This window comes from Rhodophyticola sp. (assembly GCF_965284195.1).
Lineage (GTDB): Bacteria > Pseudomonadota > Alphaproteobacteria > Rhodobacterales > Rhodobacteraceae > Rhodophyticola.
Window position 1 is genome coordinate 3,347,942 of record NZ_CBDIRM010000001.1, and the last position, 21,556, is coordinate 3,369,497.

General features: G+C 64.6%; 26 protein-coding genes. 10 read left to right on the forward strand and 16 right to left on the reverse strand.

Annotated features, from left to right (window positions below):
* Nucleotides 1-40 precede the first annotated feature (40 nt).
* Nucleotides 41-223 (reverse strand): hypothetical protein, encoded by a 183-nt coding sequence (locus ACQ651_RS16715; protein ID WP_121895975.1) that lies wholly within the window; start codon nt 221-223, stop codon nt 41-43.
* Between the two features lie 147 nt (nt 224-370).
* Nucleotides 371-958, reverse strand: coding sequence for a L,D-transpeptidase (locus ACQ651_RS16720; RefSeq protein WP_227286432.1), 588 nt, complete (start codon nt 956-958; stop codon nt 371-373).
* A 180-nt stretch (nt 959-1,138) separates the two neighbouring features.
* On the opposite strand from ACQ651_RS16720, the gene ACQ651_RS16725 reads away from it, so the two are divergent.
* Entirely contained in the window at nt 1,139-1,687 is a 549-nt protein-coding gene (locus tag ACQ651_RS16725; RefSeq protein WP_121895977.1) for a CAP domain-containing protein, read from the forward strand.
* Here the strand turns inward: ACQ651_RS16725 and ACQ651_RS16730 are convergent.
* The 8 genes from ACQ651_RS16730 to paaI all read right to left on the reverse strand — a co-directional run bounded on the left by ACQ651_RS16730 (nt 1,684) and on the right by paaI (nt 8,101).
* Nucleotides 1,684-2,172 (reverse strand): L,D-transpeptidase family protein, encoded by a 489-nt coding sequence (locus tag ACQ651_RS16730; RefSeq protein WP_227286431.1) that lies wholly within the window; start codon nt 2,170-2,172, stop codon nt 1,684-1,686. The genes ACQ651_RS16725 and ACQ651_RS16730 overlap by 4 nt on opposite strands.
* A 71-nt stretch (nt 2,173-2,243) precedes the next feature.
* A complete protein-coding gene (locus ACQ651_RS16735; protein WP_430449905.1) occupies nt 2,244-3,104 on the reverse strand; it encodes an SDR family oxidoreductase in 861 nt (286 codons plus the stop codon).
* Nucleotides 3,101-4,132 (reverse strand): tRNA epoxyqueuosine(34) reductase QueG, encoded by a 1,032-nt coding sequence (gene queG, locus ACQ651_RS16740; protein ID WP_430449906.1) that lies wholly within the window; start codon nt 4,130-4,132, stop codon nt 3,101-3,103. Before queG ends, ACQ651_RS16735 begins: the two co-directional genes overlap by 4 nt.
* Nucleotides 4,129-4,794: a glutathione S-transferase family protein gene (locus ACQ651_RS16745; RefSeq protein WP_227286425.1), complete on the reverse strand. Its 666-nt coding sequence runs from the start codon at nt 4,792-4,794 to the stop codon at nt 4,129-4,131. Before ACQ651_RS16745 ends, queG begins: the two co-directional genes overlap by 4 nt.
* A gap of 54 nt (nt 4,795-4,848) precedes the next feature.
* Complete coding sequence (gene mtgA, locus ACQ651_RS16750) at nt 4,849-5,601, reverse strand: monofunctional biosynthetic peptidoglycan transglycosylase (protein ID WP_430449907.1); 753 nt, start codon at nt 5,599-5,601, stop codon at nt 4,849-4,851.
* Nucleotides 5,602-5,779: 178 nt separating this feature from the next.
* Entirely contained in the window at nt 5,780-6,355 is a 576-nt protein-coding gene (locus ACQ651_RS16755) for a TetR/AcrR family transcriptional regulator (RefSeq protein ID WP_430449908.1), read from the reverse strand.
* A 4-nt stretch (nt 6,356-6,359) separates the two neighbouring features.
* Nucleotides 6,360-7,670 carry a phenylacetate--CoA ligase PaaK gene (gene paaK / locus ACQ651_RS16760; RefSeq protein WP_430449909.1) on the reverse strand — a complete coding sequence of 437 codons (1,311 nt, stop codon included), beginning with the start codon at nt 7,668-7,670 and terminating at the stop codon, nt 6,360-6,362.
* Complete coding sequence (paaI, locus tag ACQ651_RS16765) at nt 7,670-8,101, reverse strand: hydroxyphenylacetyl-CoA thioesterase PaaI (protein ID WP_227286417.1); 432 nt, start codon at nt 8,099-8,101, stop codon at nt 7,670-7,672. Before paaI ends, paaK begins: the two co-directional genes overlap by 1 nt.
* A 78-nt stretch (nt 8,102-8,179) precedes the next feature.
* Between paaI and paaZ the strand changes: the two genes are divergently transcribed.
* The 8 genes from paaZ to ACQ651_RS16805 all read left to right on the forward strand — a co-directional run bounded on the left by paaZ (nt 8,180) and on the right by ACQ651_RS16805 (nt 15,582).
* On the forward strand, nt 8,180-10,207 hold the full coding sequence (gene paaZ, locus ACQ651_RS16770; RefSeq protein WP_430449910.1) for a phenylacetic acid degradation bifunctional protein PaaZ: 2,028 nt from the start codon (nt 8,180-8,182) through the stop codon (nt 10,205-10,207).
* Nucleotides 10,208-10,225: 18 nt separating this feature from the next.
* Entirely contained in the window at nt 10,226-11,023 is a 798-nt protein-coding gene (locus tag ACQ651_RS16775) for a PaaX family transcriptional regulator C-terminal domain-containing protein (protein ID WP_430449911.1), read from the forward strand.
* 76 nt (nt 11,024-11,099) lie between these two features.
* Nucleotides 11,100-12,083 (forward strand): 1,2-phenylacetyl-CoA epoxidase subunit PaaA, encoded by a 984-nt coding sequence (gene paaA / locus ACQ651_RS16780; protein WP_430449912.1) that lies wholly within the window; start codon nt 11,100-11,102, stop codon nt 12,081-12,083.
* 75 nt (nt 12,084-12,158) lie between these two features.
* Nucleotides 12,159-12,443, forward strand: coding sequence for a 1,2-phenylacetyl-CoA epoxidase subunit PaaB (gene paaB, locus ACQ651_RS16785; protein ID WP_121896756.1), 285 nt, complete (start codon nt 12,159-12,161; stop codon nt 12,441-12,443).
* On the forward strand, nt 12,443-13,189 hold the full coding sequence (gene paaC / locus ACQ651_RS16790; protein WP_430449913.1) for a 1,2-phenylacetyl-CoA epoxidase subunit PaaC: 747 nt from the start codon (nt 12,443-12,445) through the stop codon (nt 13,187-13,189). The genes paaB and paaC overlap by 1 nt, the downstream gene beginning before the upstream one ends.
* On the forward strand, nt 13,183-13,671 hold the full coding sequence (paaD, locus tag ACQ651_RS16795; protein WP_227286409.1) for a 1,2-phenylacetyl-CoA epoxidase subunit PaaD: 489 nt from the start codon (nt 13,183-13,185) through the stop codon (nt 13,669-13,671). Before paaC ends, paaD begins: the two co-directional genes overlap by 7 nt.
* A 10-nt stretch (nt 13,672-13,681) precedes the next feature.
* Nucleotides 13,682-14,731, forward strand: a complete 1,050-nt coding sequence (locus ACQ651_RS16800) for a 2Fe-2S iron-sulfur cluster-binding protein (protein WP_430449914.1) — start codon at nt 13,682-13,684, stop codon at nt 14,729-14,731.
* Between the two features lie 41 nt (nt 14,732-14,772).
* Complete coding sequence (locus ACQ651_RS16805) at nt 14,773-15,582, forward strand: class I SAM-dependent DNA methyltransferase (protein WP_430449915.1); 810 nt, start codon at nt 14,773-14,775, stop codon at nt 15,580-15,582.
* Here ACQ651_RS16805 and ACQ651_RS16810 read toward each other — a convergent pair.
* Both ACQ651_RS16810 and ACQ651_RS16815 read right to left on the reverse strand, forming a co-directional pair.
* The gene (locus tag ACQ651_RS16810; protein WP_430449916.1) at nt 15,579-16,550 is read right to left on the reverse strand and encodes a DNA topoisomerase IB; all 972 of its coding nucleotides are present in this window, start codon (nt 16,548-16,550) and stop codon (nt 15,579-15,581) included. The two genes, ACQ651_RS16805 and ACQ651_RS16810, sit on opposite strands and share 4 nt — an antisense overlap.
* A 41-nt stretch (nt 16,551-16,591) precedes the next feature.
* Nucleotides 16,592-17,317, reverse strand: a complete 726-nt coding sequence (locus tag ACQ651_RS16815; RefSeq protein ID WP_227286402.1) for a class II aldolase/adducin family protein — start codon at nt 17,315-17,317, stop codon at nt 16,592-16,594.
* A gap of 251 nt (nt 17,318-17,568) precedes the next feature.
* On the opposite strand from ACQ651_RS16815, the gene ACQ651_RS16820 reads away from it, so the two are divergent.
* On the forward strand, nt 17,569-18,474 hold the full coding sequence (locus ACQ651_RS16820; protein ID WP_121895995.1) for a LysR family transcriptional regulator: 906 nt from the start codon (nt 17,569-17,571) through the stop codon (nt 18,472-18,474).
* A 102-nt stretch (nt 18,475-18,576) separates the two neighbouring features.
* On the opposite strand, the gene ACQ651_RS16825 is transcribed toward ACQ651_RS16820, so the two are convergent.
* The 4 genes from ACQ651_RS16825 to ACQ651_RS16840 are packed head-to-tail and all read right to left on the reverse strand — an operon-like array spanning nt 18,577 to nt 21,545.
* Entirely contained in the window at nt 18,577-19,518 is a 942-nt protein-coding gene (locus ACQ651_RS16825; protein ID WP_375551077.1) for an OmpA family protein, read from the reverse strand.
* Nucleotides 19,515-20,090: a peroxidase-related enzyme gene (locus ACQ651_RS16830; RefSeq protein ID WP_430449917.1), complete on the reverse strand. Its 576-nt coding sequence runs from the start codon at nt 20,088-20,090 to the stop codon at nt 19,515-19,517. Before ACQ651_RS16830 ends, ACQ651_RS16825 begins: the two co-directional genes overlap by 4 nt.
* Entirely contained in the window at nt 20,077-20,820 is a 744-nt protein-coding gene (locus ACQ651_RS16835; RefSeq protein WP_430449918.1) for a GNAT family N-acetyltransferase, read from the reverse strand. Before ACQ651_RS16835 ends, ACQ651_RS16830 begins: the two co-directional genes overlap by 14 nt.
* Nucleotides 20,817-21,545, reverse strand: a complete 729-nt coding sequence (locus tag ACQ651_RS16840) for a competence/damage-inducible protein A (protein ID WP_430449919.1) — start codon at nt 21,543-21,545, stop codon at nt 20,817-20,819. The genes ACQ651_RS16835 and ACQ651_RS16840 overlap by 4 nt, the downstream gene beginning before the upstream one ends.
* Nucleotides 21,546-21,556: the final 11 nt, after the last annotated feature.

A 21,556-nucleotide genomic window follows, 5' to 3' on the forward strand; every position in this document is an offset into this window, starting at 1 on the left:
GAGCGGACCGCCTTTTTACTGAATGCCGTAAGGCGTTCGATCAATCGGCCGCAACAGCAGCAGCGATCAGGATCAGTGCCAGGATCGGAACAAGGATGCCACCGGCAGAGGTCGAAGTGTCCTCAACGATAACAACGGGTTCCAGAACCGGTTCTGCCATGCCGCCTGCGAAAGCGGAGGTGGCAGCAACCGAAATAGCGGCGGCGAGAGCGAGTTTTTTCATTGTATCCTCCAAGATACGCCCCTTCGGCGCGGAATTGCGCAACTTTAGGGCACCCAAGACTGTACCTCGTGCCCCGGTTTAAGCAGCAATGACAGGCGATTGCAATGCCGCGGAAATGCCGGAAACGGCATCAAACCGGATTTGTCGTCAAATAAGCAACACTTGTGTGCCGCGCCGCGTCATCGCGAACAGCTCGGCAATGTGTTCGTTGTAAAGCCCGATACATCCGTTCGAAGACCGGCGCCCGATCTTGCGCGTATCATGGGTTCCGTGGATCCGGTAATAGGTCCAGCTCAGGTAAAGCGCATGGGTGCCGAGCGGATTGTCCGGCCCGGGCGGAACGTAGTCGGGCCATTCCGGATTACGCTGCTGCATCGCGGGTGTCGGGCGCCAGTCGGGGCCTTCGACCAGCCGCACCACCTCGGTGCGCCCGCGCCGGGTCAGGTCTTCGGTCATCGGCACGGATGTGGGGTAAAGCCGGTAGGTTCTCTGGTCCTCGCTCCAGTAGTGCAGCGCGCGGGAGGTGACATCGACCAGAATCGCTCCGTTTTGCGTATCGCTGAAATAGGGTCGCCAATCCAGCGTCCGGAAACTGGAGATATTGTGGCGCACCGTTTGCGAGATATCGCCCTCGAACTCCACGGTTTCGGTCCCGCTCTGGGCCAGGGCGGGCGCGGCCAGCCCGGCAGCGGCGCTGCCCAGAAACATGCGGCGGGACAGGGGGTGTTTGCTCATGGCAGGTCTCCTTCGGGCGTCACGCCCGATACGGTCACCGAAACTATGGCCGGCAAACTGCCACGGCAAATCAAACAATAGCGTGAGCGCGCGATATTCTGCCGGTTGTGTTTGATTGACCGCAGTCGCGCCTGTAAGGGTCAGGGGAAGAAACGGGGTTTTGAAACAGGTATTTCCGCAATGAAGAGACGGACTCTGCTGCTTTCCTCAGGCGCATTGGCGCTTTCGGCCTGCGTGTCGAACACGGCGCCGCGCCTCGGGCCGGACGGTCGCCCGCTGCCGACGATCTATCGAATCAACCCCGACGACACGGCGCGGATCCAGTTTCGTGTCCTTGACAGCGTGAATTCGCTTCGCGCGGCGGCGGGCGCACCGGCGTTGCGCCTGAATGCGGAGCTGAACGCCGCGGCGGCCACCCATTCCCGCGACATGTCGGTGCAGAACCGGCCCTGGCATTTCGGCTCGGACGGATCTTCGCCGATCGACCGGGCAAGGCGTGTGGGCTATCCGGGCACGGTTCTGGGCGAAAACATCTCGGAAACCTACGAGTCAGAGCTTGAAACCGTGGCCGCCTGGATGCAGCAGCCCGACACGCGCGACGTGATCACCGACCCTGGCGCGAGGGATCTGGGCTTTGCGTTCTTTCAGGAACCGAACGGCAAGATCTGGTGGACCATGGTCACCGGAGATGGCGGGACCTCGGGCCCTGCCAATGCGCCGACGGGTTAGGGGAAGATATCGATGATGGTGCCATCATTCACCATCGCGTAGATCTGCCGCATCTCGGCATTCGTCACGGCAATGCAGCCCCATGTCCAGTCATCCGCCCGCCGAAACGCTCTCGGCGTGCCATGAATGAAGATGTCACCGCCCGGTGAAAAGCCAAGCGCGGCGGCCTCCTCGCGGTCCTGTTCATTGGGATAGCTGATGCCGATGGACAGGTAGAATTCGCTGTTCGGGTTGCGCCGGTCGATGGTGTAGCGCCCCTCCGGTGTGCGCCCGTCACCCTCGATCTGCTTGTCGCCGACTGGGGCGAAGCCCAGCTCGAATTCGTAGCTCTGCAGAATGGTTTCGTTGTGGAACAGATACATCTGCCGCGTGCTTTTATGCACCTCGATCCGGGTCACTTCCGGCCCGTCATACTCGATGAAGCGTGAACAGGCGCTGGTACCCAGCACCAGCACACCCACCATTACCCAACTCAGAAACCGCATGCCCGTCGCCTCGATTTTTTCTCTCGATTATTGGTCTTCGCCATACAGCAAAACCGGCCCGCGCGGTATCTCTAATCGCCGTTCTCGGCGGCCAGCAGGGCCGCCAAACCGGCCCGATAGTCGGGATAGGTCAGCTTCACACCCAGCTCCGTCTTGATCCGCGCATTCGATACCCGCTTGCTTTCGGCGTAAAAACTGCGGGCCATGAGCGATAAATCGGCCTCCTCGATCGGCACATCGGGCGGCACGGGCAGGCCAAGAAGCCCGGCCGCGAAGGCGATCACATCTTCGGGAGGGGCCGGGTCATCGTCGCAGACATTGTAGATCGCGCCAGGATCGGGCCGGGTCATCGAGGCAAGCAGAACCTGCGCGATATCGTCCACATGGATCCTCGAAAACACCTGCCCCGGTTTGATGATCCGCCGTGCGGTGCCGCGACGAACCTTGGCAAACGGTCCGCGGCCGGGGCCGTAAATCCCCGCAAGCCGGAAGATATGCAGCGGCGCACCGGCCTGTTCGGCCAGTGCCTGCCATGTGGCCTCCGCCGCAACGCGCGCGCGGCCCCGTTCGGTCGTGGGGGTCAGGGGCGTGGTCTCATCCACCCATCCGCCCTGATGATCGCCGTAAACGCCAGTGGTGGAGAGATACCCGATCCAGCGTTTTTCGCCCGCGACGCCCGCGATCTCATCATGCAGTTCGGCCAGAACCGGGTCGCCGTCGGGGCCGGGCCCGACGGAGCTGAGAATATGGGTGGCCCGGCGCAGATCCTCCCGCAGGTCGTCGCCCGGGAACACCCGCGCGGCAATCCCGTCGCCGCGCAGGTCCTGAGCCTTTTCGGCGCTCCGCGTGGTGCCGATCACCTCGGCGCCGTCGGGCAACAGCCGTGTCAGGGCCTGTGCCGAATATCCATGCCCGAAGCTCACCAAGATCATCGCAAACGCTCCACTGCCCATCTGGCCGCATCCGCCACGGCCTCGTCTGGGTCATTCACAAGGCTCTGCGCGGCGGGTTCGAGCCGTTTCTCGCCGCTGTTCCCGATGGCGTAAAGAACATTTCGCACGAATCTGTCCCGTCCGATCCGCTTGATCGGAGATCCCGAAAAAAGCGCGCGGAATCCTGCATCATCCAGCCCGGCCAGATCTTCCAGACGGGGGGCGCGCAATTCGGTCCGCGCCGCGTAACGCAGCTCCGTCGCCTCGCGGGCGAACTTGTTCCACGGGCAGACCGCCAGACAATCATCGCAGCCATAGATGCGGTTGCCCATTTTGCCACGCAGCTCGTGATCGACCGGGCCTTTGTGTTCGATGGTCAGGTAAGAGATGCAGCGCCGCGCATCGAGCTGGAACGGCGCCGGAAACGCATCGGTCGGGCAGATATCCAGACAGGCGGTGCAGCTGCCGCAATGCTCCCCTTCGGGCGGATCGGGAGCAAATTCGACCGTTGTGAAAATCGCGCCCAGAAAGAACCAGTTGCCAAGATCGCGGCTCAGCAGGTTGGTATGCTTGCCCTGCCAGCCGAGGCCCGCAGCCTCCGCAAGGGGCTTTTCCATTACCGGGGCGGTGTCCACAAAGACCTTGATCGCCTCGCCCTGGCAACGCTCCAGAAGCCATCGCCCCACCCGCTTCAGCCGCCTCTTGACCAGATCGTGATAGTCCCGGTTCTGGGCATAGACGCTGATCGTCGCCCGATCGCGGCGGTTCAGGGCGTCAAGCGGATCATGGTCAGGGGTATACATCTCCGCCAGCATGATTACCGAACGTGCTTCGGGCCACAGCGCCGTGGGGTCGCCGCGCCAGCCCATCCGTTCCTCCAGCCAGCCCATCTGGCCATGCCGCCCTTCGGCGACATATCTGGCCAGACGGCCGGCGGCCTCGGGGATCGCGTCGGGCCGGCAGATCCCCAGCCTTGCGAAACCCGCCTCCCGGGCCTCGGCTTCCAGCGCCTGCCGTAGCGCGGTCAAAAGTCCAGATTGGCGTAATGCGGCGGCTGGATGAACCCCGGAACCTGATCGGCGAGGATCGACCGGAATGCAGGCCGCGATTTGATCTTGGCGTACCAGTCCTTGACGATCTCGGACCGGTTCCAGTCGACGTCGCTGATGTAATCGAGGCAGCTCAGATGCGCGGCCGCCGTGAAATCCGCAAGTGTCATCCGGTCTCCGGCGAGCCAGCGGCGATGATCCAGCAGCCAGGCCATGTAATCGAGGTGAAACTTGATCTGTTGCGCACCGGTCTTCACCGCCTTGCCGTCGGGATAGCCGCCCCGCATGATCTTCTTGTTCACCCGCTCGTAGACCAGGTTTGCCGTGACTTCGGAGTGGAACTTGTCGTCGAACCATCCGCAGAGCCGCCGCACCTCGGCCCGTGACTTGGCGTCTTTCGGCATCAGTTCGGGCTCGGGCACGGTTTCCTCGACATATTCGCAGATCGCCTGACTGTCGCTCAGCATCAGCCCGTCGATCTTCAGGACCGGAACCTTGCCCGCGGGATTGCGGCGCAGGAACTCGGTGGAGGGTTCCCAGTATCGTTCCTCCACCAGTTCCACATCGATCTTCTTTTCGGCCAGCACCAGCCGAACCTTGCGACAAAACGGGGAGAGGGCGAAATGGTAGAGGCGCGTCATGCTCGGCTCGTCATTCTTGTTATCGGTCTTCTTTGCCCTGCCGGAGCCATAAATTCAATTCGCAAAGCACGCATCGCGACCATCGGCGCGGATCGTCGCCGCTCCCTCAAGGATCTGTCCGGCGCGCCGGCGCGTCGCATCGCTGGGCTCCGAGGCGGATCTGGTCTGCGGGCTGGGCAGGATCGCGGCAAGCCGCGCGGCCTGCGTCTGGGTCAGGTCCGCGGCCGATACCCCGAAGTAATGCCGGGCGGCGGCTTCGGCACCGAACACACCCTCATCAAACTCCGCCACGTTCAGATAGACTTCCAGCACGCGCTGTTTGGGCCAGATCAGCTCGACCACGGGGGTGATCGCCGCCTCCAGCGCCTTTCGTACCCAGCTGCGGCTTTGCCACAGAAAAGTGTTTTTCACCGTCTGCTGGCTGATGGTGGAGGCACCGCGCGCCCCGCCATCGGCAATCGCGTCGCGGATCGCGGCCATGTCGAACCCCCAGTGGAGGCAGAAATTCGCATCCTCCGCGGCGACGACCGCGCGTTGCAGGTTCGGCGAGATCTCCTCCAGCGGAACCCAGTCGCGCGCCACACCGCCAAGCCGCCAGCTTTCGGAGATCATGTAGGGCGTTCGGGGAACCGGCACGACGGCGTAGATCGCAATCCACGCCACCGCCAGACCGGCCGCCAGAAACATCGCCCGCGAAATCCATCTCGCCACGCCCCGCACACGCCGCCGAACGGGGGAGGTGGCATTGCCTTTCGATCTCCGGCCGGAGCCGGATTTTCTTGTTCTGGATGTTGCCCGTTTCGCCATTCCGTCCCGTCGTTTGGGTCTTCTTGTGCTTTCAGATACCGCTGCCGGAGGAAAAACCAAATCCCCAAGATCGAAAAAGGCGCGGAATTCTGGCGCGGGGTGTCCGCGACCGCGGCAGATGTCCGGGCGTGGCGATACGACCCGAACGGGCGGAGCAGTACCTTGTTCCCGGCTAGTGTCAGAGGTTGCGCACGCCACCCAGAACCATGTCGGTGACCAGATCGCCATAGGCCTCGCGGCTGATCCCCTTGCCCGGCCGATGCCACATGTAGAACCAGTTGAGCATCCCGAACACGGTCATGGTGACGGCGCGCAGCTCCCCGGAAACGCCGATCGCCGCGATGACGTCGCTCATCCGGGTCACAAGGCGCCGTTGCAGGTCGATCAGCGGCGCTTTCATGTCCGTGGGCAGGGTGTCCAATGCGTCGATCTGAAGTTTGTGTTCCGCGTCCGCATCCCGGTAATTCACCAGAATGGCTTGGATCAGGGCGCGCAACTGGGCCTCGGGCGCGCCGGTATCGGGCACCCTGTCGACGGCTTTCACCAATGCGCCCAGATGGCCTTCCAGAATGTCGAAAAGCAGCGCCTCCTTGCTGTCGTAATAGTGGTAGATCAGCGCCTTGGACACACCGCAGGCGCTGGCCACCGACGCCATGGAGGCCCGGTCATACCCGTGTTCGGCAAAATGCTTCGCCGCGCCCTTGCGCAGGGCGGCGCGCTTTTCCGCGTGATCCCGGGCCAGTCCGCGCGGCATCGCGCTAGGCCTTTGGCCGGTTGTCGATGATGCGCACGGCCTTGCCCTGGCTGCGCGCCACGCCGCCCGACCCATGGGCGGTGATCGCAACCGTCACGCCGACACGCTCCTTGATCCGCCGTTTCAGGGTCTCCGCGGCCTTTTCGAGCGCTTCCGAGCCCATCGGCCCCTCCGCCGCCTCCACATGGACGCGCATTTCATCCATCCGGCCCTCGCGGCTCAGCTCGATCTGGAAATGCGGCGCAAGCCCGGCCACTTCCATCAACTGCTCCTCGATCTGGGTGGGAAAGATGTTGACGCCGCGCAGGATGATCATGTCGTCGGAGCGGCCGGTGATCTTCTCCATCCGCCGCATGCTGCGCGCGGTGCCGGGCAGAAGCCGGGTCAGATCGCGGGTCCGGTACCGGATGATGGGAAACGCCTCCTTCGTCAGCGAGGTGAAGACAAGTTCGCCCTGCTCACCATCCGCGACCGGCACCCCCGTTTCCGGATTGATCACCTCGGGATAGAAGTGATCCTCCCAGATATGCAGCCCATCCTTGGTCTCGACGCATTCATTGGCAACGCCGGGGCCCATCACCTCGGACAGACCGTAGATATCCACCGCATGCATGTCGAAGGCCTGTTCGATCTCCTCGCGCATCGCATTGGTCCAGGGCTCGGCCCCGAATATCCCCACCTTCAGCGGGCTCTTGCGCGGGTCCAGCCCCTGCTCGCGATAGGCGTCGAGAATGGACAGCGCATAGGACGGCGTGACCATGATGGTGGATGCGCCGAAATCCTCGATCAGCTTGACCTGCCGCGGGGTCATCCCGCCCGAGACGGGAACGACCGTGCAGCCCAGTTTCTCCGCCCCGTAATGGGCGCCGAGCCCGCCGGTGAAAAGCCCGTAACCATAGGAGATGTGCACCACATCGCCCGGCCGGGTGCCGCTCGCCCGCATCGAACGGGCGACGCAACTGGCCCATGTGTCGATGTCCCGCGCGGTGTAACCGACAACGGTGGGCTGCCCGGTGGTTCCCGAAGATGCATGGACCCGCGCCACCTGCTCGCGCGGCACGGCGAACATGCCGAACGGGTAATTGTCCCGCAGATCCTGTTTCACGGTGAAGGGAAACTTCGCCAGATCCGACAGGGATTTCAGATCGTCGGGATGTATGCCCGCATTGTCGAAACTGGTCCTGTAGAAGGGCACATTGGCATATGCATGGGCCAGCGACCATTTCATCCGCTTGAGTTGCAGCGCCGCGATCTCATCGCGGCTGGCGATCTCGATCGGGTCCAGATCCTCCCGCTTCGGCGTCAGGTCCAACATCAGGCCTCCTCCTTGAAATGGGTGCCGCTGATCGTGCGCGACGCGCCCCGAAACAGCGCCACCTGCCGCCCGTCTCCTCCGGTCACGACCACATCGGTGATGCCGTTCCGCCCCTGTCTGGAGATCTCCCGCGCCTCGGCAGTCAGGGTCTCTCCCGGCTGGCCCGGGCTCAGGTAGCTAATGGTGTTATGCTGCGCGACGGCGATCTGGTTGTGGCTGTTGCAGGCAAAGGCAAAGGCGCTGTCGGCCAGGCTGAAAATCACGCCGCCATGACAGATCCTGTGGCCGTTCAGATGCTCCGCACGTACAGTGCAGGTCATCTGCGCATAGCCGGGCGCGACCTCGACCAGATGCATGCCGACCCATTTCGAGGCGGCATCGCCCGCCCACATCGCTTCGGCGCTTCGCCGTGCGCGTTCTTCCGGTGTCATTGCCGTCCTCCCGTTCGCAAGCAGCTTGACGCAAACCCGACCAATCGGTCAAGACTGTTCGACAAGGGAGGACAGATCATGATCGAGCTTCAAAGCTTCGCCGCCGGTAAATGGGTCGCGCCTGACGGCAGCGCGCGGCAGATGTTCAGCGCCGTCACCGGCGACATGATCGCGCGCGGCGGCGCCGCCCTGGATACGGAGGCGATGATCCGGCATGCAGTGGCGGTTGGCGGCCCGGCCCTTCGCGCGATGGATTTCCATGCGCGGGCCCGGATGCTGAAGGCTCTGGCCCAGCATATCGACAGCCGGAAGGAAGAGCTTTACGCCCTCAACCCGCTGACCGGGGCGACCCGCGCGGATGGCTGGATCGATATCGACGGCGGCATCGGCACGATGTTCGTCTACGCCTCCAAAGGCCGCCGCGAGATGCCGGAGGGTCACATCCATATCGATGGCGAGACCGAGCAGCTTTCCCGAAACGGAACCTTCCTTGGCCAGCATGTGGCGGTCCCGCTGCGCGGTGTCGCGGTGCATATCAACGCCTTCAACTTCCCGGTCTGGGGCATGCTGGAAAAACTGGCGCCCGCCCTTCTGGCAGGTGTGCCCTGCATCGTGAAACCCGCGACGGCGACCAGTTATCTGACCGTAGCCTGCGTGCGGATCATGCTGAGTTCCGGTCTTCTGCCCGACGGGGCGCTGCAATTGATCATCGGCGGCACGGGCGATCTGCTGGACCGTCTGGGCCCGCAGGATGTGGTCAGCTTCACGGGCTCTGCGGATACCGCACTGATGCTGCGGTCGAACCCCCATCTGCTGAAACGGGGCACACGGTTCATTGCCGAACAGGACAGTCTCAACTGCTCCGTTCTGGGCCCCGATGTCACGCCGGACGCGCCCGAATTCGATCTCTTCATCAAGGAGGCCGCGCGCGAGATGACCACGAAGGCGGGTCAGAAATGTACCGCGATCCGGCGGATCATCGTGCCGCAGGCGCAGCTTGACGCGGTGGCCGATGCGCTGTCGGCGCGGCTGTCGGGCACCCGTATCGGCGACCCCGCCCTTGAAACGACGCGGATGGGCGCGCTGGCCGGTGCCAGCCAGAAGCAGGATGTGATCACAAATCTGCGCCGTATCGCCGAAGAGGCCGAACGGATCTGCGGCGACCCGGATCTGATGCAGGTGGACGGGGCCGATGCGCGGGCCGGGGCGTTCCTGCCACCGACCCTGTACCGCTGTTCAGACCCTGATTCAGCGCGGAACGTGCATGAGATCGAAGCCTTCGGCCCGGTCTCCACAGTGATGCCCTATCGCGATCTCGACCATGCCTGCGACCTTGCAAATCGCGGCGGCGGGTCGCTTGTGGCCTCTGTGATCACACATGATCCGCAGGTCGCCCGGGAGGTCGTGCTCCGATCCGGTGCCTGGCACGGCCGGATCTATATCAACGATCGCGACAGCATGGGGGAGGCGACGGGCCATGGCTCCCCCCTGCCGCACATGATCCATGGCGGCCCCGGCCGCGCGGGCGGCGGCGAAGAGCTGGGCGGGATCCGCGGCGTTCTGCATTACATGCAGCGGGTCGCGGTTCAGGGCTCCCCCGACATGCTGACCGCCGTGACCGGGCAATGGGTGCCGGGCAGCGCCGAAAAATCGCCGCGCGCGCATCCCTTCCAGCTGACCTTCGACGAGATCGAGATCGGTCACACGATCAACACGGCGCGACGGCAGGTCAGCCTTGAGGATATCGAGCATTTCGCGGCCTTCACCAGGGATACGTTCTACGCCCATATGGATGAGGCTGCCGCAGCGGCAAACCCGTTCTTCCCGGGTCGCGTGGCGCATGGCTATCTGCTGCTGAGTTTTGCGGCCGGGCTGTTCGTTCAGCCCGACCCGGGCCCGGTTCTGGCCAATACGGGGCTCAACAGCCTCAGCTTTCAGAAGCCCGTCAGCCCCGGCGACAGCTTGTGGGTCCGGCTGACCGCCCGACGCAAGACCCGGCGCACCGACACCTATGGCGAGGTGCGATGGCATGCGACGCTGTACAATCAGGACGACGAGCAGACCGCCGCATATGAGCTTTTGACGATGATGAGCTATTCCCGCTAAACCGGCGGGATGACCGATTTGCTGCGACCTCTTCTTGACGAATACCTGCACGATCAGGGGCGTCTGCGTGTCTGGTCGCTGATCGTGACCATTCTGGGCGACACTGTCGAGACCCGGCAGGAGACGATTTCGACCACCCGGCTGGGCGTCCTGCTGGATCGGCTGGGTGTGGGGCAGCCGGCGCAGAAAACCGCGTTGTCGCGTCTGGTGAAAGACGGCTGGGCCGAACGCAGCAAGGAAGGCCGGAACACGTTCTATGGCTTCACCGCCAAGGGCCGCGATGCCTTTGTCCCGGCCTCCCGGCTTGTCTATGCCGCGGCCCGGCAGGAGGAGCCGGTGCATTGGCTGATGGCGGTGTCCGACGATCCGCGCGGGCTGCCGGTCGCGCCCGGTGTCGGGCTCTGGCCGGTGGATTTCGCGCCGCGGGATCGCGGCTTCGCCGTTGCCGGGCGGATCGAATCGCTGCCCGAGGGGATCACTGCGATCTCCCCCGAACATCAGGCGGAAACCGACACACTGACAGCGCTTTTGCGGTATCTGGATGTCACATTCGCGCCGGAGACGGGCCTTGACGCGCTGGCCGCGCGGACGGTGCTGGTCCATCGCTGGCGGCGCTATGTCCTGCGCTATCCCGAGGTGCCCGCCCGACTGGCGCCGGAGGGCTGGGCGGGGTTGAAATTGCGGCAGAATATCGGGGCGACCTACTGGTCCCTGACCGGTCCGGCGGAAGAGTGGCTGCAGGCCGCGGGGCCGGGGTTCCGAAGGCTCAAAACACCGGGCCCGATGTACTGGGAGCGCTTCGGCTTTCAGAAATAGGTTACAAAAAAACGTTGATTCGCATTTTTTTGTAACCTATTTCTGCTGCACACCCTGCATCTGGGAGGAGAGGCTCGTGTATTCTCAAGGTCTGATCGGTGCCGACAGCACCACCGAAGAAACGCCGGAATTCCTGGCGCGATTCCAGGCGCGCATCGACGCGGAAGAAAAGATCGAACCAAATGATGCGATGCCCGAGGGATACAGGCGGACCCTGGTTCGCCAGATCGGCCAGCACGCCCATTCCGAGATCGTGGGGATGCTGCCGGAGGGCAACTGGATCACCCGCGCGCCGTCGCTGAAGCGCAAGGCCGCACTTCTGGCCAAGGTCCAGGACGAGGGCGGGCATGGCTTGTATCTTTATGCCGCCGCCGAGACGCTTGGGGTCAGCCGCGAGGAGATGACCGAAGAGCTGCATGCGGGCAAGGCCAAGTATTCCAGCATCTTCAATTATCCCACGCTGAGCTGGGCCGATATCGGCACGATCGGCTGGCTTGTGGATGGCGCGGCGATCATGAACCAGATCCCGCTTTGCCGGTGTTCCTTCGGGCCTTACGCCCGCGCGATGATCCGGGTCTGCAAGGAGGAATCCTTTCACCAGCGGCAGGGCTACGAGATCGTCATGACGCTTGCGCGCGGTACGCCCGCACAGCGCGAGATGGCTCAGGATGCGCTGAACCGCTGGTGGTGGCCGTCGCTGATGATGTTCGGCCCCCATGATGCCGACAGCGAGCATTCGGACCAGTCGATGGCGTGGAAGATCAAGCGGTTCTCCAATGACGAGCTGCGCCAGAAATTCATCGACGCCACCGTGCCGCAAGCGGAGTTTCTGGGCCTGTCCGTGCCGGATGAAGATCTGAAATGGAATGACGAAAAGAACGGCTACGATCACGGAGAGATCGACTGGTCGGAGTTCTGGCGCGTGGTCAAGGGGGGCGGTCAGATGAATGTGGACCGGATCCGCGACCGCAAGGCCGCGTGGGACAACGGCGCCTGGGTGCGGGAGGCCGCGCGGGCCCATGCCGCGAAATGGGCGACGCGGAAACAGGCCGCCGAATGAACGGAGAAGGGCGGGAAGGAGGGGCACGGCCCCTGCTCTCGCCGCCATATTTCTGAACCAAGGATGGAGTGGGCGATGACCGAGGCGACGCCGTTATGGGAAGTGTTCATCCGGCCCCGGAACGGGTTGGCGCATAAGCATTGCGGATCCCTGCATGCCGCGGACGAGGTGTTGGCGCTGAACGCCGCGCGCGATGTCTACACGCGGCGGGGCGAGGGTGTGAGCATCTGGGTGGTGCCTTCCGCCGCGATCACCGCCAGCGATCCCGATCAGGCGGCGGAGAATTTCGAACCGACGGCGGACAAGATCTATCGCCACCCGACCTTCTACGAGATCCCCGAAGATGTGGGGCATATGTGATGGCCCGGCTTGAGGCTGTTCTGGAACTGGCCGACGACCATCTGATTCTGGGGCATCGGATCTCGGAATGGTGCGGCCATGCGCCGATGCTGGAGGAGGATCTGGCGCTGCCGAACATGGCGCTGGATCTGATCGGCACGGCGCGTGTGCTCTACGATCATGCCGCGAAACTGGAAGGCAAGGGCCGGTCGGAAGACGATCTGGCGATGCTGCGGGTGGAGCGGGAGTATCGCAATTGTCTGCTGGTGGAGCGGCCCAACGGCGATTTCGCGCAGACCATGCTGCGGCAGCTCTATTTCGCGGCATTCATGGAGCCGTTCTGGAAGGCCGCTCTGGGGTCCTCCGATGATGTCATCCGCGGCGTTGCCGGCAAGGCCGTGAAGGAGATGGCCTATCATATCCGGCACGCGGGCGAATGGGTGATCCGCCTGGGCGACGGGACGGACGAGAGCGCGCGGCGGATGCAGGAGGCCGTCACGGAGTTGCACCGGTTCACCGGCGAGCTGTTTGAAAGCAGCCCGGCCGCGGCCGCCTGCGAGGCGGAGGGCGTTTTGCCGGTCCGCGCCGACATGCGCGGGGACTGGGACCGGGTGATCGCAATGGTCTTTGGCGAGGCTCTGCTGGAGCAGCCCGACATTCCGTTTCCGCAGACCGGTGGCCGCGCGGGTATTCACGGGGAGCAACTGGGCCATCTGCTGGCCGAGATGCAGTATCTTCAGCGGGCCTATCCGGGGGCTGAATGGTAGCGGTTCTGGACCAGAAACGCGCCTGGGCCGCCGCCGCCGCCGTGCCGGACCCGGAGGTGCCCTGCGTGACCGTCGAGGATCTCGGCATCCTGCGTCGGGTGGAGCTGGTGGACGGGGTCGCGGTGGCGCAGGTCACTCCGACCTATTCCGGCTGCCCCGCGACCATGGCCATCGAGATGGCGATCGAAGTGGCCCTTCGCGACGCCGGGTTCGACGTGCGGATCGAGCGGGTTCTGTCGCCGCCATGGACCACGGACTGGATCACCGAAGCCGGGCGCGAGAAACTGCGCGCCTACGGGATCGCGCCGCCGGTGGAGGCCGCGGGCTCGGTCCGGGCGCTGTTTGGCGAAGTGGCGGTGGCGTGCCCGCGCTGCGGCTCGGGAGATACCGAGAAGATCAGTGAGTTCGGATCGACGGCGTGCAAGGCGCAGTATCGGTGCCGGGCCTGCGCCGAACCGTTCGACTATTTCAAATGCATCTGAGGATTGCCTGATGTTTCATGAGCTGAAAGTGGCCGACCGGCGGGTCGAGACCGAGGATGCGGTGGCGATTTCCTTCGAGGTGCCGGACGAGATCGCGAAGCTTTTCGCCTATCGGCCCGGGCAGTATCTGACCCTGCGGGCGGAGGTCGGCGGGCAGGATCTGCGGCGCAGCTATTCCATTGCCTCCCTACCCGGCGAGCGCCTGACCGTGGGCGTGAAGAAGGTCGACGGCGGGGTGTTTTCCACCTTTGCGCAAGGGCTGGCGCCCGGCGACCGGATTCAGGTCATGCCACCGGAGGGACGCTTCACCGATCCGGGCTGCGACCGGCTGGTTCTGATCGCGGCGGGCTCCGGCATCACGCCGATGGTGTCGATTGCGGGCGCGGCGCTGGCGCGCGGTGCCGAGGTGACGCTGGTCTATGGCAACCGCCGGGCCGATACGATCATGTTTCGGGAGACGCTGGAGGCGCTGAAGGATCGCTATCTCGGGCGGTTCACCCTGATCCATGTGCTGAGCCGGGAGCCGCAGGATGTCGCGCTTCTCTCGGGTCGGGTCGATGGCGAGAAGATCACCCGGCTGGCCCGGTCCGGCGCGGTGGATCTGGCCGGTGCCGATGGCGTGTTCCTGTGCGGCCCGGGCGAGATGATCGACGCGGTCGAGGCGGCGGTGCTGGCCCTTGGCGTCGCGCCGGAGCGCATTCACCACGAACGCTTCTTCATGGCGGGCGAGGCCCCGCGCCTGCCGAAATCGGCGGCGGCCGAAGCGGCTGCGGCGGGCGGCGTCGAGGTCGAGGTGCTGCTTGACGGCGCGCGGCGCCGGTTCACCTATGCGGCCGGCGACGACACGGTCATCGCGGCGGCGGAACGTGCGGGGCTGGAACTGCCCTATTCCTGCCGGGGCGGCATGTGCTGCACCTGCCGCTGCAAGGTGGAGGAGGGCAGCGCCGAGATGGCGGTGAACTACTCGCTGGAACCCTGGGAGCTGGAGGCGGGGTTCACGCTGGCCTGTCAGTCCCGGCCCACCAGCAAGAAACTGGTGCTGGATTTCGACGCGGCATAAACCGGCTGTTCATGGCCGCGTTTTGCGCTAAAGACCGGCCCATGAAACTGAAAAATCTTGAACTGGAAGCCACCGCGCTGATGTCCGAAGTGATCTTCGGGCACGGGTTCGCGCATTACGGCTATTTCCCCGACGGCGTGCCGGAGGTTCTGTCCGCCGAAGCGATGGGCCGCGCGCAGCAGGCCTATTTCGAGAAGCTGGTGCAGGTCATTCCCGACGAGGTGACGTCAATCCTCGATGTCGGCTCCGGCACGGGCGCGAATGCCCGGGCGCTGATCGCGCGCGGCTTCGATGTCACCTGCGTGTCGCCCTCGGTCCAGATGAACGAAATGGCGCGGGCCAAGCTGCCGCCGGGCACCGGCGTGCACGATGCCCTGTTCGAGGCGTTCGAGAGTGATGCGCGGTTCGACATCTGCCTGTTCGCGGAGAGCTTTCACTATATCGATCTGGAGGCCGCGCTGGCGCAGGTGAACCGGTATGCCACGCGCGGCATGGTGATGTTCGATTACTTCCGGCGGCCCGGCTTCGCCCATGGAGACGGGACGCGGGGCACGCATCAGGCGTTTCTGGATGCGGTGGCTGCGCAGGGCGCTTTCCGGATCATCAGCGACGAGGACATGACCGATGCGATCACGCCGACCTTCGTGATCCACGAATCGATCAAGAACGACAAGGTCGCGCCCTTCATCACGCGCTTCCGGGCCGAGATCGGCCGCGAATACCCCTGGCGCGCCTGGCTGATGGAAAAGATGCTGGGCCGTGCGCTGGACAAGCTGAACCGTCGCACCGACCGGGCCGAGAAATTCGCGCGGGAGCATGAATACCGGCTTGTGGTGCTGGAACGGGTCTAGCCGATCAGCGCCAGCAGTGCCCGTTCCGCCTTGCGCAGGCGCGCAGGCGTCCGGGCCTGCGCCAGTCTGGCGCGATCCGTCTCGGAGCTGTCGGACAAGGCGATCACGTCGGGGTGGATGTAACTGTTCCGCGCGATTTTCGGCGTGTTGTGCAGCCGTTTCGCCGCCGCCTCGGCCATCGCGGTGATTGTCGGGTCTGGCTGGTGAAGCGCCACCTCCATGGCCGCGACCGACCCGTTCCATGTGCGGAAGGCCTTGGGTGTCAGCCCCTCCTCGCCCGTCAATTCGGCGATATGCCGGCTCAGCATCTCCGGGGTCACCGCGCGCGGGGTCTCTCCGTCAAGCCATGTGGCGACCGGGGCCCCGGGCAGATCGTCCAGCCGGCCAAGGGCGCGGGCCAGCCGCCTGTCGGTCAGCTCCGTGCGCACCTTTGCCCCCCCCTTGGCGGTGAAGGACAGCGACAGGGCATCCTTCCTGACGTTCAGATGGCGTGAGCGGAGAGTGGTTGCGCCGTAACTGCCGTTTTCCTCGGCATAATCCACATGTCCGGGGCGCAAGGACAACTGGTCGATCAGGCCCAGAACCGCGGCCAGCGCGAAATCGCGGCTGCCCGGTTCACCCTCCAGCCCCTCGCGGATTTTCTGGCGCAGCCGCGGCAGGGCGGCGCCGAACCGGGGCAGATCGTCGAATTTGCACTGCGCGCGGAACGCGGTCCAGTCCACATGATAGCGGTATTGCTTGCGCCCTGCCGCGTCGCGCCCCGTGGCCTGCAAATGGCCATTGATCCGCGGGCTGATCCAGACGGCGGAATAGGCGGGCGGAACCGCCAGCGCCTCGATCCGGGCGCGTTCGCGGCGGCTGGCGATGGTGGTGCCGTCCGGCGCGCGGTAGGAAAAGCCACGGCCCTGCCGCCGGCGCGTGATGCCGGGGCGGTCATCGGGATAATAGATCAGGCCATCGGGGGTCATGCAGGGGAAACCCTGCAAGCCGATACATGGTTCCCGCAGGGTCAGTCTGCGTAGTCGGGCTCCTCGGTATCCAGAATTGCCCTCAGTTCGGCCAGAAACGCCGCATCCGCATCCGCGCAGCCTTCCAACTCGCGCGCGGTCTTCTCCGCGATCTCCGGGGACAGCTCCCGCAGGGGGCGTCCGGTTTGCAGGGCAAGGATATAGGTGCGCGCCGCGCGTTCGAAGTAATACAGACGCGTGAAGGTCTCGGCCACGGTTTCGCCGATGATCAGGACGCCGTGATTGCCCATGATCATCGTTCTGACGGACGGGTCCTGAAACAGGCGGGCGCAACGGGTGCCTTCCTCCTCAAGCGCGAGACCGCCGTAGTTCTCATCCACCACCTGCCGATTGTAGAACATCGCGGAGTTCTGATCGACGGGCGGCAGGCGGCTGTCGGCCAGCGCCGCGAGCGCCGTGGCATAGGTGGAATGCACGTGCATCGCGCACCGGGCATGGGGCACATGGCGATGCAGACTGGCATGCAGGCCCCAGGCGGTCGGGTCCGGCGCGCCGCGGCCGCTGCAGCTTTCGGGATCATTGGCGTCGATCACCCAGAGGTCCGAGGCGCGCATCCGGCTGAAATGGCGTTTGGGGTTGATCAGGAAGCGGCTGCCATCCTCACTCACCGCAAGCGAGAAGTGATTGGCGATCGCTTCATGCATGTGTTCGCGCGCGGTCCAGCGGAAGGCGGCGGCGAGATCGCGTCGCGCGGTGGCGTGATTCATGTCATCCTCTCCCTCGAATGTGGCGAAGCCTAGATGCGATGGCGGGGAATGGGAAACAGGAAGCCGAAGGCGCCTTCGCCCGCAAAACCTATCCTTTTGGACAGGTATTCTACGATTTACGTAAAATTTGAGCTTTCGCGCCACCAACGGTCCCCCTTAATACCCGGCTTTGGCCTGCGCCTCTCCGCAATCGCGCCGCATTTTGATCCCATGGTGCCAGACAACAAGAACATGTGCTGATGGGTGACTGAATGGACCGTTTGACGGAGATGGAAGCGTTTGCCACCGTGGTGGATCAAGGCGGTTTCACGGATGCGGCGAGGAAGATGGGGATTTCGAAATCGGCCGTCTCCAAGCATGTGTCCAGCCTTGAAACCCGCCTCGGCGCGCGCCTGCTGAACCGGACGACCCGCCGGGTCAGCCCGACCGAAATCGGGCTTGCCTATTATGACCGTGCGCGGCGCGTGCTGAATGACGCGGGCGAGGCCGATGCGCTGGTGACCGCGATGCAATCGGCGCCGTCGGGGCTCTTGCGGGTTTCGGTCGCCACCGATTTCGGCGTGAACCACCTGTCGCCGGTTCTGGGGCAGTTTCTGCATTCCTATCCGGAAATCACGGTCAACATGATCCTGAACAACCGCTATGTCGAACTGATCTCCGAAGGGTTCGACATGGCGATCCGCGTGGGCGATCTGGAAGACAGCAGCCTGCGCGCCCGCAAGCTGACGGAAACATACAAGCGCATGATCGCGGCCCCCAGCTATTTCGAGGAGTTCGGCCGGCCCGAGAAGATCGACGATCTGAACGATCACAAGCTGCTGCATTACTCCAATCAGGCCAGCGGCAACGTCTGGAAGCTGACCGCGCCCTCGGGTGAAAAACGACAGGTCCGCACAGCCGGGTCGCTGACGGTGAATGACGGCCAGTCGCTTCTGAATGCCGCGATCGGCGGGCTTGGCATCGCTTATCTGCCCAGCTTCCTCTATGCCGATGCGATGCGTCAGGGCCTGCTGGTCGATGCCATCCCCGACCTTCCGATGGAGGTGCATGGCATCTACGCCGTCTATCCGCCGGGCCGCTACACCCAGCCCAAGGTCCGCGCCTTCATCGATTTCCTCGTAGAGCAGTTTCGGGACAAGGGTCCTGAGGACTGGTGAGCGTGACAAGCTTCCCCATGCGTGAGTATCGTGGGGTCGCTCTTGGGCCCGGTTGGCATGTGTCGACCGGGCCTTTTTTTGCCCCGCGCCGTCCGGTGCGCCCTATTCCGTGTTGGTCAGAACCACCTCGACCCGCCGGTTCAGCTCCCGCCCGTCATCGGTGCTGTTGGGGGCCCGGGGTGCGAGATATCCCACCCCTTCGGCACGCAGTCGCTCGGGCGCGATATCATAGGTCGAGATCAGGAAGCTGCGCACCGAACTGGCCCGCGCCCGGCTGAGTGCGATGTTGTTCTGCAATGCGCCTTCGGCATCGGTGTGGCCCACCAGAACAACCCGCTTTTCCGGATTGGCGATCAGGTAGTCGGCCAGGCTCGCAAGCGACAGATACATGTTGCCCGACAGCGTGGAGGCGCCCGTCTCGAATTGCAGATCGTCCAGCGTGGCGGTGCCGGTGCGCTCCAGAGTGGCGATCAGGGCCCCGGTGTCGGAAGGCAGGCCCGTCTCGTCCGGCGCGCGGCTTGAAAGGGTCACCTCCGGCCCTTCCTCCCCCGGCGGACCGACGCGGACCAGATGGATGTAGCCGTGGCCCCCCCCGCGGGAGACGATGAGCGCGATGGTGTCGTTTGCCTCGGCCGTCTGTCGCCGCGCGATCAGATAGGCGAAATCGCCCAGGTTGACATGCATCACCGGCTCCGGCGCCACGTCGATGCCGAAGCGGAAATCGAACCCGCCGCAATCGCGGTCGGTACAGGAAAACAGCACCTCGTAGCCGTCGGCCACCAATTGCGCGCGCAGTGGTGCCAGAAGCTGGACGGTGGTTCCGCCATAGGGCACCACCTGCCAGACCATGCGGGAAAATCCCCCTTCGGCATCGTAGCGCGCCATGCCCGCGGGCGTCCACGGGCCGGTCGGCATCTCGTAGCGGCCCATCGGCTCGGTCTCTTCCAGCGCCAGCCGCGCGGCCGCGGGCAATTGCAGGTCAAGCGCCGCCGCGGGTGTGGCCATGACGCCCGCCAGAAGGAGATGCGCCAGCCGCAGTCTCACCGATCCTGCCCGTGATATTCCGGATTGGGCCGCATATCGACGGCGGAGGCCATCCGGTTCGACATGTTGAAGAAGGAGGCGGTCGCCGCGATATCCCAGATATCGCGATCGCTGAACCCGACATCGCGCAGCGCCTGACGGTCGGCCTCCTCGATCCGGTAGCTGGCTTCGGTCATCATCACGGCAAAATCCAACATGGCCCTTTGGCGTGTGTCGAGCGGGGCCACGCGATAGTTCATGACCAGCGCTTCGCCCAGGGCCGGATTGCCCGACAGCGCCCGAACGGCGGCGCCATGGGCCACGAGACAGTAGAAACAGCGGTTCACCGCGGAAACGGCCACCGCGATCATCTCGCGCTCCAGCTTGCTCAGCCCGCTGTCGCCCAGCATCAGGTCGTTATACATCGTCGTGAATGCGTTCAGCTTGTCCACGTCGAAGGCATAGGCGGCCAGGACGTTGGGGATCATCCCGAGCTTTTCCTGGCAGATATCGAAGTATTTCTGCGTCGCCTCGGGCAAGGGCTCCATCGGCGGCAGGTTCAGGGCGGTGGCGTTGGGGTCAGGCTTGCTCATCGGTCTCTGTTTTTATTCTGTAATGATAGTGTCCCACAGGCTGAAACCCCATGGAAGTGTAGAGCGCATTGGCCGGCAAGTTTGCGCCCGTCACCAAAAGCGTGATGTGGGTCGCGCCGCGGGCTTTCGCCCAGAAGGCCATGGCCTGCATCATGTACCGGCCCATCCCCCTCCGGCGATGCTGGGCACGTGTCTCCAGCGCATGCACCATGGCGATCCGCCCGTCGAGCGCGACAAATCCGGTGCCGGCCGGGCGGTCGTCGATCCGCCCGAAAATCGTCGTCTTGGGAGTGGCGGCGCGATGCATGACGGCCAGCCGTTCCGGCCCGATCCCGCCCTGCGCCCAGATCTCCTCCTGCGCGGCCAGCGGCGGCCAGATCTCGAAGCAGGTGATCGGTGGGGGCGGGTCCGTCGCGATGACATCGACCGGGGCGGCATAAAGGGTGACGGGGTCCCTGAGGACGTAGGATTCTGTCTCTAAAAGGCGGTCCAGAGCCGTTTCGCCCTCCCGGATCATGAAGAGCGGCGGTTGCCCCATGTCGCGCATCGCAGTCGCCGCCTCGGCCAGATCGGCGGCGGTTGGCTCTCCGTCGCGGAGGGTCGCCGCAGAGGTCCGGCTGCCGCTGCCGCGCCCCTCCCGCAGGCGCCAGAGACCCAGGTCGAAGAGACGCGCGGCCGGCCATGTATGTTCGATCACGGGATAGAGATCGCGGGCGCGGGGCAGCGTCATTGCGCCTCGGGAAACAGGGCGGCCAGTTCGTGGATCACCGCATCGATGGCGGCGCCGTCGGGGCTGCGGACCACGATATTAGCCCCGTACACCCCGTCCTTGATGAACGGGTAAGAGCCGATCTCCACCTCCGGGTGGGCTGTTGCCAATTTGCCAAGCGGCCCGGCGATGTCGCCTTCGCCCCGCGCGATGCGCAGCGATTGGGACAACAAAGGCGCGCCGCCCGTCAGCGTCGGCAGGACCGAGGCGACCATCGTCTGGAACACGGTCGGCACACCGGCCATCACATGCACATTGTGCAGCGTGAACCCGGGCGCGGCAGAGACCGGATTGTCGATCAGGCTGGCGCCTTCGGGGATGCGCGCCATGCGCAGGCGCGCCTCGTTCAACGTGCTGCCCTGCCGGTCGTAATGCTCCTGCAGGATCGCGCGGGCATCGTCGCGGATGCCGATCGGCACCGCGAAGGCATCGGCCACGGCCTCCGCGGTGATATCGTCATGGGTGGGGCCGATCCCGCCCGAGGTGAACACGGTATCATACCCCGCGCTCAGAGCCTGTACCGCGCCCACGATCGCGTCGTGATCGTCCGGCACGATGCGCACCTCGCTCAGGCGGATGCCGTGTTTCGTAAGCTCCTGCGCCAGATAGTGCATATTCGCATCACGGGTCCGGCCGGACAGGATTTCATCGCCGATGACCAGCATCGCGGCGGTGGGGTTTGGCATGGGCCTGCTCC

What these genes read in the sequence shown, in the direction of transcription:
- ACQ651_RS16745 (WP_227286425.1), bottom strand. Translation starts at nt 4,794, where the DNA reads ATGACGCGCCTCTACCATTTCGCCCTCTCCCCGTTTTGTCGCAAGGTT.
- ACQ651_RS16725 (WP_121895977.1), top strand. Translation starts at nt 1,139, where the DNA reads ATGAAGAGACGGACTCTGCTGCTTTCCTCAGGCGCATTGGCGCTTTCG.
- paaC (WP_430449913.1), top strand. Translation starts at nt 12,443, where the DNA reads ATGGCCCGGCTTGAGGCTGTTCTGGAACTGGCCGACGACCATCTGATT.
- paaZ (WP_430449910.1), top strand. Translation starts at nt 8,180, where the DNA reads ATGATCGAGCTTCAAAGCTTCGCCGCCGGTAAATGGGTCGCGCCTGAC.
- paaI (WP_227286417.1), bottom strand. Translation starts at nt 8,101, where the DNA reads ATGACACCGGAAGAACGCGCACGGCGAAGCGCCGAAGCGATGTGGGCG.
- ACQ651_RS16720 (WP_227286432.1), bottom strand. Translation starts at nt 958, where the DNA reads ATGAGCAAACACCCCCTGTCCCGCCGCATGTTTCTGGGCAGCGCCGCT.
- ACQ651_RS16735 (WP_430449905.1), bottom strand. Translation starts at nt 3,104, where the DNA reads ATGATCTTGGTGAGCTTCGGGCATGGATATTCGGCACAGGCCCTGACA.
- ACQ651_RS16805 (WP_430449915.1), top strand. Translation starts at nt 14,773, where the DNA reads ATGAAACTGAAAAATCTTGAACTGGAAGCCACCGCGCTGATGTCCGAA.
- ACQ651_RS16820 (WP_121895995.1), top strand. Translation starts at nt 17,569, where the DNA reads ATGGACCGTTTGACGGAGATGGAAGCGTTTGCCACCGTGGTGGATCAA.
- ACQ651_RS16830 (WP_430449917.1), bottom strand. Translation starts at nt 20,090, where the DNA reads ATGAGCAAGCCTGACCCCAACGCCACCGCCCTGAACCTGCCGCCGATG.
- paaK (WP_430449909.1), bottom strand. Translation starts at nt 7,670, where the DNA reads ATGTTGGACCTGACGCCGAAGCGGGAGGATCTGGACCCGATCGAGATC.
- mtgA (WP_430449907.1), bottom strand. Translation starts at nt 5,601, where the DNA reads ATGGCGAAACGGGCAACATCCAGAACAAGAAAATCCGGCTCCGGCCGG.
- paaD (WP_227286409.1), top strand. Translation starts at nt 13,183, where the DNA reads ATGGTAGCGGTTCTGGACCAGAAACGCGCCTGGGCCGCCGCCGCCGCC.
- paaB (WP_121896756.1), top strand. Translation starts at nt 12,159, where the DNA reads ATGACCGAGGCGACGCCGTTATGGGAAGTGTTCATCCGGCCCCGGAAC.
- ACQ651_RS16810 (WP_430449916.1), bottom strand. Translation starts at nt 16,550, where the DNA reads ATGACCCCCGATGGCCTGATCTATTATCCCGATGACCGCCCCGGCATC.
- ACQ651_RS16835 (WP_430449918.1), bottom strand. Translation starts at nt 20,820, where the DNA reads ATGACGCTGCCCCGCGCCCGCGATCTCTATCCCGTGATCGAACATACA.
- ACQ651_RS16715 (WP_121895975.1), bottom strand. Translation starts at nt 223, where the DNA reads ATGAAAAAACTCGCTCTCGCCGCCGCTATTTCGGTTGCTGCCACCTCC.
- ACQ651_RS16730 (WP_227286431.1), bottom strand. Translation starts at nt 2,172, where the DNA reads ATGCGGTTTCTGAGTTGGGTAATGGTGGGTGTGCTGGTGCTGGGTACC.
- ACQ651_RS16800 (WP_430449914.1), top strand. Translation starts at nt 13,682, where the DNA reads ATGTTTCATGAGCTGAAAGTGGCCGACCGGCGGGTCGAGACCGAGGAT.
- ACQ651_RS16815 (WP_227286402.1), bottom strand. Translation starts at nt 17,317, where the DNA reads ATGAATCACGCCACCGCGCGACGCGATCTCGCCGCCGCCTTCCGCTGG.
- ACQ651_RS16755 (WP_430449908.1), bottom strand. Translation starts at nt 6,355, where the DNA reads ATGCCGCGCGGACTGGCCCGGGATCACGCGGAAAAGCGCGCCGCCCTG.
- ACQ651_RS16840 (WP_430449919.1), bottom strand. Translation starts at nt 21,545, where the DNA reads ATGCCAAACCCCACCGCCGCGATGCTGGTCATCGGCGATGAAATCCTG.